We start from the raw sequence: 13,727 nt of genomic DNA, 5'->3' as shown, positions 1-13,727 counted from the left end.
GCCGGACGGACGCCGCGGGCGGCCGGCCACCCGGCCGGACGGTAGATTCGAGCCGTGACGTCCCCCCAGGGCCGGATGCGGCCCGAGCATCGAGCCTCCCGTCACCTCAGCGACCTCGCCGGAACCTTCGCACTTCGCCCTGCCCCGAGCCCGTCGGGCGTCGGGACCGCGGAGCAGGGTGGCCCGGACGTGCTCGTGACAGGTGTCGCCGTCGGCTCCGCCGACGTCCTCCCGGGCGACCTGTTCGTCGCCCTGCCCGGTCTGCGGGCGCACGGCGCGGACTACGCCGCTCAGGCGGTCGCGGCCGGCGCGGTCGCCGTGCTCACCGACCTGGCCGGTGCGGCACGCCTGGGCGCGGACCTGCGCGTGCCCGTCCTGACGTGGTCCGAGGACGCCTCGCCCCGCACGCTCCTGGGGGAGCTGTCCGCATGGTTCTACGACCACCCCGCCCGCGGGCTCACGGTCGTCGGCATCACGGGCACCAACGGCAAGACGACCACGTGCTACTTCGTCGACGCCGCGCTCCGGTCGGTGCACGCCGCGACGGCGGTCATCGGCACGGTCGAGCTGCGGGTCGGCGAGGAGGCCATCGAGAGCCCGCGCACGACCGTCGAGGCGCCCGTCCTGCACGGCCTGTTCGCGCTCATGCGCGAGCGCGGCGCGACCGCGTGCGCGATGGAGGTCTCGTCCCACGCGCTCGCGCTCGAACGGGTCGGCGGGCTCGAGGTCGACGTCGCCGGGTTCACGAACCTCCAGCGCGACCACCTGGACTTCCACGGCGACATGGAGGGCTACTTCCGCGACAAGGCGCGCCTGTTCGCGCCCGGCCACGCCCGCCGGGGCGTGGTGTGCGTCGACGACGCGTGGGGCGTCAGGCTCGCCCACGAGTCGGCGATCCCCGTCGAGACGGTCGCGACGAGGGACGACTCGGCGGGGCTGGCCGACGCCGACTGGCGCGTGACCGAGGCGACGATCGGGCTCGACGGCGTGGGCTCGACCTTCACGCTCGTGGGACCGTCGGGGCAGCGCGTGGCCGCGGTGAGCCCGCTGCCCGGGCTCGTCAACGTCTCGAACGCCGCCCTCGCCGTCGTGCTCGCCCACCGTGCCGGCGTCCCTCTCGAGCAGGCCGCCGAGGCCGTCGGGCGGGCGCACGCGATCCCCGGGCGCATGGAGCGCGTCGTCGAGCGGGGTGCCGGGCGGCCCCTGTGCCTCGTGGACTACGCGCACACGCCCGACGCGCTCGTGCTCGCCCTCGAGGCGGTCCGGCCCATCACCCCCGGCCGCCTCGTCATCGTGCTCGGCTCGGACGGCGACCGGGACCAGGGCAAGCGCCCGATCATGGGCGAGGTCGCGGCGCGCCTCGCGGACGTCGTCGTGGTCACGGACGAGAACCCGCGCTCCGAGGACCCGGCCACGATCCGGCGCGCCATCCTCGAGGGCGTGCACGGCGTGCGGCCGGACGGCTTCGACGTCCACGAGGCCGACTCCCGGGCCGGGGCCATCCGGCTCGCGCTGCAGCTCGCGGGGGAGCAGGACACGGTCATCGTCACGGGCAAGGGCCACGAACCGACCCAGGAGATCGCCGGCGTGTTCCACCGGTACAACGACCGCGACGTGTTCCTCGCCGCCGTCGCCGCGGCGCAGCACGCCGAGGGGTGTCCGCGCGTGACCGAGCGCCCCGACGCCGTGGTCGTCGTCGACGCCACGGGTGCACCCGACGACGCGGGCGACGAGCAGGCCGTGAGCACGGTCGAGGCGCTCCGGGCCGGGCTGCGGGACCTCGCGGTCCGCGCGAAGGGCCGGCGCACCGTCGCGGTCGTCGGTGGCGTGAGCGGGCTCGGGCCCGACGCCGTCGCTCGTCTCGACGAGGTCGGTCGCCTCGCGGTCCGGCTCGACGTCGGCCGCCTGGTGGTCGTGGGCGAGCGGTTCCGCGCGATCCACACGGGCGCCCTCCAGGAGGGCTCGTGGGGCGAGGAGACGCGTCTGGTGCCCGACGTCGACGCAGCGCTCGCCTGGGTCGCCGACGGCATCGAGCCCGGTGACGTCGTGCTCGTGCAGGGCTCTGCCGAGGCCGGGCTGAGCCGCGTGGTGGACGCGCTCGTCGGGCGCCCGGTGGTCACCCGATGAGGGCGGTCCTCATCTCCGGTGGGCTGTCGATGCTCATCGCGCTCCTCGGCACCCCGCTGTTCATCCGGTTCCTCGTGCGGCGGCAGTACGGCCAGTTCATCCGCCAGGACGGCCCCACCGCGCACTTCACCAAGCGTGGGACACCGACCATGGGTGGCGTCGTCATCATCGTCGCGACGCTCCTCGGATGGGGCGGGGCGGGGCTCGTCACGGGCAACATGCCGAGCGCCTCGGCGCTCCTCGTGCTCTTCCTCATGACGGGGCTCGGGGTCGTCGGCTTCCTCGACGACTTCATCAAGATCTCGCGGCAGCGCAGCCTCGGCCTGTCTGCACGGTGGAAGATCGTGGGCCAGGGCCTCGTCGGCGTGACCTTCGCGGTCCTCGCGCTGCAGTTCCCGAACGAGAGCTTCCGCACGCCCGCGTCGACCCACATCTCGTTCATCCGCGACACGAACCTCGACCTCGCGTTCCAGGGCGCGACGATCGGGCTCATCCTCTTCGTGCTGTGGGCCAACTTCCTCATCACGGCGTGGTCCAACGCCGTGAACCTCACCGACGGCCTCGACGGGCTCGCTGCGGGCGTCTCGCTGATCGTGTTCGGCGCGTACGTGCTCGTGGGCGTGTGGCAGTCGAACCAGACCTGCCAGAGCCTCTTCACGGCGGGTCCGAGCTGCTACGAGACCCGGGACCCGCTCGACCTCGCGGTCGTCGCCGCCGCCGTGACCGGGGCGTGCTTCGGGTTCCTGTGGTGGAACGCGTCACCGGCGAAGATCTTCATGGGCGACACGGGTTCGCTCGCCCTGGGCGGGGCGCTCGCGGGCCTGTCGATCCTGTCCCGCACCGAGATCCTCGCGGCCATCATCGGCGGGATGTTCGTGCTCGTGGTGCTCTCCGACGTCATCCAGATCGGGTTCTTCAAGATGACGGGCAGGCGCGTGTTCAAGATGGCGCCCCTGCACCACCACTTCGAGCTGTCCGGCTGGGGCGAGGTCACGATCGTCATCCGCTTCTGGATCATCGCGGGCCTCTTCGTCGCCGGCGGCGTCGGGATCTTCTACGCCGAGTGGGTGGCCGGGTAGTGGCACGTGACGACCCCTTCGAGGGCCTCGCCGGTCGGCGGGTCCTCGTCGCGGGGCTCGGGCTGTCCGGGCGCGCAGCGGCGGCGGCGCTGCGCGACCTCGGCCCGGCCGCACCCCGCGTGGTCACGGTCGACGAGCACGCGCCCGACGCCGACGTGCGCGACGCCGGGCAGGTGGACCTCGCCGACGTGGACCTCGTCGTCGCGTCCCCGGGCTGGCGGCCGACGTCGCCCCTCCTGGCCGCGGCCGTCGCACGCGGACTGCCCGTGTGGAGCGAGATCGAGCTCGCGTGGCGCCTGCGGGTGGAGCGCGCCGGTCGCCCGGGCCCGGCCCCGTGGCTCGTGCTGACCGGGACCAACGGCAAGACGACGACCGTGGGGATGCTCTCGGCGATCCTGTCGGCGGCGGGGGAGCGCGCACCCGCGGTCGGCAACGTGGGCGAGCCCGCGGTCGCCGCGGCGACGGACCCGTCGAACGACGTGCTGGCCGTCGAGCTCTCGAGCTTCCAGCTCCACTTCACCCGCACGATGGCGCCCGAGGCGGCCGCGGTCCTCAACATCGCGCCGGACCACCTGGACTGGCACGGCTCGTTCGAGGCCTACGCGGCCGCCAAGGGCCGCATCTTCACGGGCACGCAGGTCGCGTGCGTCTACGGCACGGACGACCCGCGGCTCGAGGCGCTCGTGCGTGACGCCGACGTCGCGGAGGGTGCGCGCGCGGTCGGCGTGACGCTCGGTGCGCCCGGACCGGGCCAGCTCGGTCTGGTCGACGGGATCCTCGTGGACCGCGCGTTCCACACGGCGTGGGAGGACCGGGCCCGGCACACGACCGCGGCCGAGCTCGGCACCGTCGACGACCTCGCGCACCTCGCCGGTGCCGGCGCGCACCTCGCGGGCCACGTGGTCGCCGACGCGCTCACGGCCGCCGCGCTCGCGCGGGCCCACGGGGTGCCCGCCGCGGCGGTGCGCGACGGGCTGCGCGCGTACCGGCCGGGAGCGCACCGCATCGAGCACGTCGCGGACGTCGACGGGGTCGCGTACGTCGACGACTCCAAGGCGACCAACGCCCACGCCGCGGCGGCGTCCCTCGGGTCCTTCCCTGCGGGCTCGGTCGTCTGGGTCGCGGGCGGGCTCGCGAAGGGCGCGCGCTTCGAGGACCTGGTCCGGGACCGGGCGGAGCGGCTGCGGGCCGTCGTGCTCATCGGCGTCGACCAGGGACCGTGGCGCGAGGCCCTGGGCCGACACGCGCCGGGAATCCCCGCCGTCGGCATCGATCCCGCCGACACTGGGACCGTGATGAGCCGTGCAGTGCACGAGGCCCGCCGGCTCGCCCGGCCGGGCGACACGGTGCTGCTCGCCCCCGCGTGCGCGTCCATGGACCAGTTCGCCTCGTACGCCGACCGCGGCGCGGCGTTCGTCGACGCCGTGCGTGCGCTCGACGGCGCACCCCAGCCCCTCACGGACGGCTGACGCCCGATGGCTCACCGGACCGCGGAGCGTGCTCTGCCGACGACGTCACCCGACGGCACGGCCCAGGTGGGGCAGTGGAACAGCGCCGTGACGAGCTACTACCTCATCGCCGGCGCGAGCCTCCTCCTCGTCGCGATCGGGCTCATCATGGTGCTCTCGAGCTCGAGCGTCGACGCGCTGTCCGCCGATCGCTCGGCGTACAGCACCTTCCTCAACCAGGCGAAGTTCGCACTCGTGGGGCTGCCCTTGGCGTGGCTCGCGAGCCGGTTCCCACCGGCGTTCTACAAGCGTTTCGCGTGGCCCGCCCTGCTCGCGTCGATGGCCGTCCTCGCCCTCGTCCCGTTCATCGGCAAGGAGGTGAACGGCAACACGAACTGGATCATCATCGGCGGCCAGTCGTTCCAGCCGTCGGAGCTCGCGAAGCTCACGCTCGCCCTCTGGCTCGGCGTCGTCCTCGCCCGCAAGGGCCCCCTGCTCAACAGGTGGCTCCACGTCCTGGTGCCCGGCGTCCTCGTCGCGCTCGCCGCGATCGGCCTCGTGCTCGCGGGCGGTGACCTGGGGACGGCGATCGTCCTCGTCACGCTGGTCGCGGGTGCGCTGTTCGTCGCGGGCGTCCCGCTGCGGATGTTCGCGGCCGCCGGCGTCCTCGCCGTCTTCGCGGTGATCCAGCTGAGCCAGATGAGCAACAGCCGCGTCGCGCGCATCGAGGCCTTCTTCAGCGACAGCTGCGACAGGTTCGACGAGTGCTACCAGACGAGCCGCGGGATGTTCGCGCTCGCGTCGGGCGGCTGGACCGGCGTCGGCCTGGGCGAGAGCCGCGAGAAGTGGTCCTACCTGCCCGAGGCGCACAACGACTTCATCTTCGCGGTGCTCGGCGAGGAGCTCGGCGTCCTCGGCACCGTGCTCGTCCTGGCCCTGTTCGGGGTCCTCGCGGTCGCGATGTCGCGCGTGATCCGGCGGCACACCGACCCGTTCGTGCAGATCGCGACGGCGGGCATCGCCACGTGGATCCTCGGCCAGGCCCTCGTCAACATCGCCGTCGTGGTCGGCTTCCTGCCCGTCATCGGCGTGCCCCTGCCCCTCGTCTCGGCCGGCGGCTCGGCGCTCATCACGACGATGCTCGCCCTCGGCGTCGTGCTCTCGTTCGCGCGGAACGAGCCCGGCGCCGCCGAGGCGCTCACCGCGCGGCCGAGCGTCGTCCGGCGCTCGCTCGCCGTGGTGGGACGCTCCGCGCGGGCCGCCCGCCCCGCCCGTGGAGGTACCCGTGAGTGAGAACCCCGCCCGCCTGACGTCCGTGCTCCTCGCGGGCGGCGGCACCGCGGGTCACGTGAACCCCCTGCTCGCCGTCGCCGACGAGCTGCGGCGGCGCCACCCCGACGTGCGGATCACGGTGCTGGGCACGTCGAGCGGCCTCGAGGCCGAGCTGGTCCCTGCGCGGGGCTACCCGCTCGCGCCCGTGCCCCGCGTGCCGCTGCCGCGTCGGCCGACCCTGGACTGGCTGCGGCTGCCGGGCAGGCTCCGCGCTGCCGTGCGGGCGGCCGGCCGAGCGATCGACGAGAGCGGCGCCCAGGTCGTCGTCGGGTTCGGCGGCTACGTCTCGACGCCCGCGTACCTCGCCGCGCGACGACGGCGCGTCCCCGTGGTGGTGCACGAGCAGAACGCGCGCCCGGGCCTCGCCAACCGCCTCGGGGCACGGTGGGCGCACGCCGTCGCCGTCACGTTCCCCGGGACGCCCTTGCGCGGCGCGCAGGTCACGGGCCTGCCGCTGCGTCCTGAGGTCGCTGACCTCGCGGCGCGCCGCGAGACGGACGCCGCCGGCGCGCGCACGGATGCCGCCGCGGCGCTCGCCCTCGACGCCGCGCTGCCGACGGTGCTCGTGACCGGCGGTTCGCTGGGCGCCCTGAGCCTGAACACGGCGGTGAGCGCGTGCGCGTCCGACCTGCTGGCCGCCGGGGCCCAGGTGCTGCACCTGACGGGGGCGGGCAAGGCCGACGCCGTCCGGGACCGCCTCGCAGAGGTGCTCGGGACGCAGACGGCCGGCTCGCGCGAGGGCCACGAGCCGGGCGAGCAGCGCGCGCGGGCCGACCGCTACCAGGTGCGGGAGTACCTCGCGGACATGCACCATGCGCTCGCGGTCGCCGACGTCGTCGTGTGCCGGGCCGGGGCGGGCACGGTGAGCGAGCTCGCTGCGCTCGGGCTCCCCGCGATCTACGTCCCCCTGCCCGTGGGCAACGGTGAGCAGCGGCTCAACGCGGCCCCCGTCGTCGCGGCCGGCGGTGGGATCCTCGTCAAGGACGCGGACCTCGACCCCGCCTGGCTGCGTGCCCGGCTCGTGCCGCTGCTCGGCGACCCTGCGCGGCTCGCGACGATGGCTCAGGCGGCGCGGACGGTGGGCGTCGTCGACGCCGCGCGCCGTGTGGCCGAGCTCGTCGAGGCGGCGTCATGACGCGCACCGAGGCCGGGGCCGGGGACGCCGGCACGGGGCCCGGGGCCGACGGGACGACCCGACCTGGGGCGGGACCTGGGGCGACGAGCCTCGACGACCTCGCGGCGCGCGGGCCGGTGCACCTCATCGGCGTGGGTGGGGCGGGCATGTCGGTCGTCGCAGGGCTGCTGGCTGCGCGGGGTCTGAGCGTGCAGGGGTCGGATGCGCGTGAGGGTGCGGGCCTCGCGGCACTGCGGGCCGCGGGCGTGCGCGTGCACGTCGGGCACGACGCGGCGCTCGTCGACGGCGTCGGCACCGTCGTGGTCTCGACGGCGATCCGCGCCACGAACCCCGAGCTCGTGCGCGCCAGGGAGCTCGGCACCCCGGTCATCCACCGGTCGCAGGCCCTCGCGGCGCTCATGGCGGGCCGGCGTGCCGTGGCCGTCGCGGGCGCGCACGGCAAGACGACGACGTCGGCGATGGTGGCTGTGACCCTCGCGCACGCGGGCCTCGACCCCTCGTGGGCGGTCGGGGGCACCGTGCTGCCGACGGGCGGGCAGCGCGCTCCCGACGGGCCGGCGACGCTCGAGGTCGGCGGCGCGCACCACGGCGCGGGCGACGTCTTCGTGGCCGAGGCGGACGAGTCGGACGGCTCGTTCCTGGCGTACCGGCCATGGGCGGCCGTCGTGACGAACATCGAGCCCGACCACCTCGACCACTACGGGTCGCGCGCGGCCTTCGAGGACGCGTTCGTGCGTTTCGCCGAGCGTGTCGAGCCGGACGGGTGGCTCGTGGCGTGCGCCGACGACCCCGGTGCGCGCGCTCTCGCCGACCGGGCCCGCGCCGCGGGTCGGCGGGTACGGACCTACGGCACGACCGCAGGCTCCGACGTCCTGCTGGGCGACTGGTCCCCGTCGGAGGCGGGCGTCGGCCACCCGGGCGGAGCCGTGACGGTCCGTGAGCCTGGTTCCGAGCCGGTGCGGCTCGAGCTCGCCGTGCCGGGCGCGCACAACGCCCTCAATGCGGCGGCGGCCTGGACGGTCGCGAGGCTGCTCGGTGTCGACGCCGAGACGGCCGCCCGGGGCGTCTCGGGCTTCCGCGGGACCGGTCGGCGCTTCGAGGAGCGGGGCACGGCGGGCGGCGTGCGCGTGGTCGACGACTACGCCCACCACCCGACCGAGGTGGCGGCCCTCCTGCGCGGGGCCCGACCGGTGGCCGTCGGCGGGCGGGTGCTCGTGCTCTTCCAGCCCCACCTGTTCTCCCGGACGGCCGCCTTCGCCGACGAGTTCGCGCAGGCGCTGGCCCTCGCGGACGTCGTCGTCGTGACGGACGTGTACGCCGCACGCGAGGACCCGGACCCGACGGTGACCGGCGCGTCGATCGTGGACCGCATGCCGGCCGGCGCTGACGCCACGTTCATCCCCGACCGCGTCGACGCCGCACGCGCCGTCGGTCGGGCCGCCCGTCCCGGCGACCTGGTCCTGACCGTGGGCGCGGGGGACGTGACGGAGCTCGCACCGGTCGTGCTCGAGGCCGCGGCACAGGTCCGCGACAGATGAGGCCACCGGCACGCCCGCGTCGGGTCGCGCCGGTGCAGCCCGACCGGACCCGTGCACGGCCCGTCCCACCGCCGACGGCGGGCCCGCCGGCCGGTCCGGCGGACGACGAGTCGGCCGGCGCGACGTCCGACCTGCCCCACGACCCTGCTCCCGACGCCTCCCGCGAGGCGCGCGAGGCACGCGCTGCGGGCGGGGTCGTGATGCCACGGAGCTGGCAGCCGGTCCGCCCGCCGGTGGTCTCGAGCGGGTCGGCGGCTCGCTTCGCGGAACGTGCCGCGATGCGCCGGAGCCTGCTGCGGCGACGGGTGATCATCGGCTCGGTGACGGGTGTCGTCCTCGTCGCGCTCTCGTGGCTCCTGCTCGTCTCACCCGTGCTCGCGCTCGACCTCGCCGAGGTCGAGCTCACGGGGGAGGGCACGGTCGTGGACGGCGCGGCCGTCGCGGCCGTCGTCGCGCCCTACGCGGACGTCCCGCTGCCGCGGCTGGACACGGTGGCGCTGCGGCGCGAGGTCCTCGACGTGCCGGGGGTCCGGGCGGCGGAGGTCGCACGCGTGTGGCCCCACGGGTTGCGCATCACGGTCGTCTCGCGGGAGCCCGTCGCGGCGGTGCCGCAGGTCGAGGGCGGGTTCGCGCTGCTCGACGTGGAGGGCGTCCAGGTCGGCCGGGTCGACGCCCCGCCCGAGGGGCTCCCGGTGATCTCGGTGCCCGCCGACGACCCGGGCGCACGTGCGCTCACGGCCGTGCTGACGGTCCTTCAGCAGCTCCCCCCGGAGCTGGCGGCCCAGATCGCGACGGCATCGGCCGACAGCCAGGACGCGGTCAGGTTCGGCCTGCGTGACGGCGCCGTCGTCGAGTGGGGGAGCGCGGACCGGAACGCGCTCAAGGTGCGCGTCCTGCAGACGCTTCGGTCCGCGGAGGCGAGCCGCGGGGCCGCGGTCTTCGACGTGTCGGCCCCGACGCTGCCCATCACCCGGTCCTGAGCCGTCGCGGGCACGTCAGATCAGCGACACGCGCCCGTGGTCGTTGCCGGTCCGCCATCCGGCACCTAGCGTCGCTCTCGACAGCATCTGACATAACTCTAACCTTCAACCTGAACGTGAAGGTTTGGACCCCGTTTGCAGGACGAGAGGCACCGACGTGGCAGCTCCGCAGAACTACCTGGCGGTCATCAAGGTGGTCGGCATCGGTGGCGGTGGCGTCAACGCCGTCAACCGCATGATCGAGGTCGGCCTCAAGGGGGTCGAGTTCATCGCGATCAACACCGACGCCCAGGCGCTGCTCATGTCGGACGCCGACGTCAAGCTCGACGTCGGCCGCGAGCTGACCCGGGGCCTCGGTGCAGGCGCGGACCCCGAGGTCGGCAAGAAGGCCGCAGAGGACCACTCGGAGGAGATCGAGGACGTCCTGCGCGGTGCGGACATGGTGTTCGTCACGGCCGGCGAGGGCGGTGGCACCGGGACGGGCGGCGCCCCCGTGGTCGCCCGGATCGCGCGTTCGCTCGGCGCCCTGACGATCGGGGTCGTCACGCGTCCCTTCACGTTCGAGGGGCGACGCCGCTCGGTGCAGGCCGAGACGGGCATCGACAACCTGCGCTCCGAGGTCGACACGCTGATCGTCATCCCGAACGACCGCCTGCTGTCCATCTCGGACCGGTCGGTCTCCGTCCTCGACGCGTTCCACTCGGCGGACCAGGTGCTCCTGTCCGGCGTGCAGGGCATCACGGACCTCATCACGACCCCGGGTCTGATCAACCTCGACTTCGCCGACGTCAAGAGCGTCATGCAGGGTGCCGGCAGCGCGCTCATGGGCATCGGGTCGGCCCGCGGCGACGACCGCGCCGTCCAGGCCGCAGAGCTCGCGATCTCCTCGCCGCTGCTCGAGGCGAGCATCGACGGCGCGCACGGCGTGCTGCTCTCGATCCAGGGCGGCTCCGACCTCGGCCTCTTCGAGATCAACGAGGCCGCGCGCCTCGTGCAGGAGGCCGCGCACCCCGAGGCGAACATCATCTTCGGCGCGGTCATCGACGACGCGCTGGGCGACGAGGTCCGGGTGACCGTCATCGCGGCGGGCTTCGACAGCGGCTCCCCGACGATCAGGCGTGACAGCCGTGCGCTCGGCCAGGTCAGCGGCACCCCTCGGGTCCCGGCGGTCGAGCAGCCCGCGATGCGTCCCGCGGCCGACCTCCCGCCCGTCGTCCCCGCCGCCGCGCCCGAGCCCTGGCGTGCGTTCGGGACCCCGGAGCCCGTCGTGCAGCCCGAGGCCGCCGAGCGGGCCGACGAGGCCGTGCCGTCGTTCCTCGCCGACGAGCGCGAGGGGGGCGGGCAGCACGAGGTGCCGTCCGACGTCGAGGTGCCGCGGGTGTTCGAGGACCGGCCGAGCCGCCGCGGGACCGACGACCTCGACCTCCCGGACTTCCTCAAGCACTCCTGAGGCCTTCCGTGCGGGGACGTGGCTCGCCGCGGTGCCGGCGTGCGTGAGCCCGGGGTGACCGGCCCGGCACCGGCCGTCGACCTGCTCGAGGTCGACCTGGGCCCCGGCGTCCTGGCCGGCTTCACGCGTGCGGGTGCGAACCTGAGCGTCGTGGTGGGGCCGGGCGTGCCCGACGCGGGCCGGGCGGCGAGGCGCTCGCTCGACGCGCGCATGGGCGTGCCCGTCGCCTACGTGGAGCAGGTGCACGGCGCCGACATCCTCGAGTGCGCGGTGGCGCCGGAGCCGGGTGCGCACGTCGGCAGGGCTGACGCGCTGCTGACGACCGAGCGCACCGTCGCCGTCGCCGTGCTCGTCGCGGACTGCGTGCCCGTGCTCCTGGCGGACCCGCTCGCGGGCGTCGTGGCGGCGGTCCATGCGGGCCGCCGCGGCCTCGTCGCTGGAGTCGTCCCGGCGGCGGTCCGCGCGATGCAGGTGCGCGGTGCCGACCCACGACGCGTGCGCGCCGTCATCGGACCGTCCGTGTGCGGCGCCTGCTACGAGGTCCCGGACGCGCTGCGCGCCGAGGTCGACGCCGCGGTGCCCGGGACGGCGACGACGACGTCGTGGGGGACACCGGCCCTCGACCTGCCGGCGGGTGTGCGGCACCAGCTCATGACGTGCGGCGTCACCGGCGTCGTGGACGTCGGTGCGTGCACCCTGTCCGACGACGGGTGGTTCTCGCACCGGGGTTCGGTCGCGGCGCCCGCCCAGCGGCCCCCGGGCCGGTTCGCCGGCGTCGTGCGCCTGCTCCCGACGGGCTGATCAAGCCCGGGCGTGTCGCCGCAGCCTGCCAGGAGCGCTGGGTTAGCGTGGTCAACGACCGGATCGCGGCCCTCGGGCAGCGGTCCACCGGGACCGTTTCTGGGGATGGAGGCCGCGATGGCCGGAGCGCTGCGCAAGACGATGCTGTACCTGGGGCTGGCCGAGGACGAGCGCCACGGCCAGGTCGACGAGTACGTCGAGGAGTACGACCAGGAGTACGCCGTGCCCGACGAGTACGAGGCCGAGGTCACCCCCCTGCACCGGACGCCCACCCGCGCCCACACGACGCACGCGCCCGCAGCCGAGCTGCGGCGGATCACGACCGTCCACCCGCGCTCCTACAACGACGCGCGCGTCATCGGCGAGGCCTTCCGGTCGGGCACCCCGGTGATCATGAACCTGTCGGAGATGACGGACGCCGACGCGAAGCGCCTCGTCGACTTCTCCGCGGGCCTCATCTTCGGCCTGCACGGCGCGATCGAGCGCGTGACGAGCAAGGTCTTCCTCCTGTCGCCCGAGCACGTCGAGGTCACGGGCGAGGAGCAGGTCGTCGCGGGCGAGCAGCGCGCCGGCTTCTACAACCAGAGCTGACGTGCTCGACCTCGTCTGGGCGGTCCTGTACTACGTCGTCCTCGCCTTCTTCGTCCTGATGTTCGTCCGCCTGGTCATCGACTGGGTCCAGGTGTTCGCGCGGGACTGGCGCCCACGCGGCGTCGCCCTGGTCGTGGCCGAGGTGACGTACACCGTGACGGACCCGCCCATCAAGGCCGTCCGCCGCGTCCTGCCGCCCCTGCGCATCGGTGGCCTGCAGATCGACCTGGCGTTCTTCGTCGTCATGGTCGTGTGCTCGATCTTGCTCAGCGTGCTCGCCGTGCTCTGACCGACACGCCGCCGCAAAGCGCTCTCCAGCCGTGCGCCACGCGCAATCTCCGCTACCGTGAGCCCAGGCGGTCGGCGGACTGCCAGGGCCCGACCAACGCGATCAACCGAGGTGAGACCATGGCGCTGCTCACGGCAGACGACGTCCTGAACAAGAAGTTCCAGGCGACCAAGTTCCGGGAGGGCTACGACCAGGACGAGGTCGACGACTTCCTGGACGAGGTCGTCAACACGCTGCGTGCAGTGTCCGCGGAGAACGACGACCTCAAGGGCAAGCTCGCCGCCGCGGAGCGTCGGATCGCCGAGCTCAGCCGCTCCGAGGGCGCCTCCGGTCCCGCGCAGCCCGCGCCGTTCGCCGCGCCGGAGCCTGTCGTCGCGCCCGAGCCGGAGCCGGCCCCGGCCCCGGTCGTCGCGCCGGTCCCCGCGCCCGCGCCGGTCAACGTGCAGGAGCGCGTCTCCGCAGCCGCCGCACCCCAGCGGATCAGCGAGCCGGAGTCCGCGACCGGCATGCTGCAGCTCGCGCAGAAGCTCCACGACGACTACGTGCGCTCCGGCCAGGAGGAGGGCGACCGGATCATCTCCGACGCCAAGTCCCAGGCGCAGCGCATCGTCCGCGAGGCCGAGGAGACGTCGGCCCGCACGCTGTCGCAGCTCGAGCAGGAGCGTGGCCTCCTGGAGCGCAAGATTGACGAGCTGCGCGTCTTCGAGCGCGACTACCGCACGCGGCTCAAGAGCTACCTGGAGAACCTCCTCGGCGACCTGGACGCGCGCGGCTCGACCGTCGCTCCCCGCCAGGGCGGGGACCAGGGTCTTCAGTTCAACGGCTGAGCCTGCTCCTCCGCTCCGCCGGCCGAGCCCCTCGCAGGGCTCGCACACCGTTCGAACGACGCATGACGCACCGCACCGGCCTCCGGTGTGGTGCGTTGTGCGTCGCCCGTGGGAGGTCTACTCTCGCGTG

Annotated in this window: 12 protein-coding genes; all 12 read left to right on the top strand. The window is 74.5% G+C overall.

Translation table 11 applies throughout. The features are described 5' to 3' along the window. The first annotated feature begins 54 nt into the window (after window positions 1-54). The 12 genes from FZ988_RS14355 to FZ988_RS14300 all read left to right on the top strand — a co-directional run bounded on the left by FZ988_RS14355 (window position 55) and on the right by FZ988_RS14300 (window position 13,597). Window positions 55-2,127 carry a UDP-N-acetylmuramoyl-L-alanyl-D-glutamate--2,6-diaminopimelate ligase gene (locus tag FZ988_RS14355; RefSeq protein ID WP_223145148.1) on the top strand — a complete coding sequence of 691 codons (2,073 nt, stop codon included), beginning with the start codon at window positions 55-57 and terminating at the stop codon, window positions 2,125-2,127. Then, window positions 2,124-3,206, top strand: coding sequence for a phospho-N-acetylmuramoyl-pentapeptide-transferase (gene mraY, locus FZ988_RS14350; RefSeq protein WP_149204717.1), 1,083 nt, complete (start codon window positions 2,124-2,126; stop codon window positions 3,204-3,206). Before FZ988_RS14355 ends, mraY begins: the two co-directional genes overlap by 4 nt. Beyond that, entirely contained in the window at window positions 3,206-4,675 is a 1,470-nt protein-coding gene (gene murD, locus FZ988_RS14345) for a UDP-N-acetylmuramoyl-L-alanine--D-glutamate ligase (RefSeq protein WP_149204716.1), read from the top strand. Before mraY ends, murD begins: the two co-directional genes overlap by 1 nt. Window positions 4,676-4,681: 6 nt before the next feature. Continuing rightward, window positions 4,682-5,947 carry a putative lipid II flippase FtsW gene (gene ftsW, locus FZ988_RS14340; RefSeq protein WP_149204715.1) on the top strand — a complete coding sequence of 422 codons (1,266 nt, stop codon included), beginning with the start codon at window positions 4,682-4,684 and terminating at the stop codon, window positions 5,945-5,947. Then, window positions 5,940-7,121 carry an undecaprenyldiphospho-muramoylpentapeptide beta-N-acetylglucosaminyltransferase gene (murG, locus tag FZ988_RS14335; protein ID WP_246169523.1) on the top strand — a complete coding sequence of 394 codons (1,182 nt, stop codon included), beginning with the start codon at window positions 5,940-5,942 and terminating at the stop codon, window positions 7,119-7,121. Before ftsW ends, murG begins: the two co-directional genes overlap by 8 nt. Next, on the top strand, window positions 7,118-8,659 hold the full coding sequence (gene murC / locus FZ988_RS14330) for a UDP-N-acetylmuramate--L-alanine ligase (RefSeq protein WP_149204714.1): 1,542 nt from the start codon (window positions 7,118-7,120) through the stop codon (window positions 8,657-8,659). The genes murG and murC overlap by 4 nt, the downstream gene beginning before the upstream one ends. Window positions 8,660-8,937: 278 nt before the next feature. Beyond that, complete coding sequence (locus FZ988_RS14325; protein ID WP_246169522.1) at window positions 8,938-9,639, top strand: cell division protein FtsQ/DivIB; 702 nt, start codon at window positions 8,938-8,940, stop codon at window positions 9,637-9,639. A 157-nt stretch (window positions 9,640-9,796) separates the two neighbouring features. Then, on the top strand, window positions 9,797-11,089 hold the full coding sequence (ftsZ, locus tag FZ988_RS14320; RefSeq protein WP_149204712.1) for a cell division protein FtsZ: 1,293 nt from the start codon (window positions 9,797-9,799) through the stop codon (window positions 11,087-11,089). 39 nt (window positions 11,090-11,128) lie between these two features. Beyond that, a complete protein-coding gene (locus FZ988_RS14315) occupies window positions 11,129-11,890 on the top strand; it encodes a purine nucleoside phosphorylase YfiH/LACC1 family protein (RefSeq protein ID WP_246169521.1) in 762 nt (253 codons plus the stop codon). A 117-nt stretch (window positions 11,891-12,007) separates the two neighbouring features. Continuing rightward, window positions 12,008-12,481: a cell division protein SepF gene (locus FZ988_RS14310; protein ID WP_149204711.1), complete on the top strand. Its 474-nt coding sequence runs from the start codon at window positions 12,008-12,010 to the stop codon at window positions 12,479-12,481. A gap of 1 nt (window position 12,482) precedes the next feature. Further along, window positions 12,483-12,770, top strand: coding sequence for a YggT family protein (locus FZ988_RS14305; RefSeq protein WP_149204710.1), 288 nt, complete (start codon window positions 12,483-12,485; stop codon window positions 12,768-12,770). Between the two features lie 119 nt (window positions 12,771-12,889). Continuing rightward, window positions 12,890-13,597, top strand: coding sequence for a DivIVA domain-containing protein (locus FZ988_RS14300; protein ID WP_149204709.1), 708 nt, complete (start codon window positions 12,890-12,892; stop codon window positions 13,595-13,597). The last annotated feature ends 130 nt before the right edge of the window (window positions 13,598-13,727 follow it).

Origin of the sequence: Actinotalea subterranea (assembly GCF_008364845.1) — a bacterium.
Classification (GTDB): Bacteria; Actinomycetota; Actinomycetes; order Actinomycetales; family Cellulomonadaceae; genus Actinotalea; species Actinotalea subterranea.
This window is presented reverse-complemented; position numbering and strand designations above follow the sequence as displayed.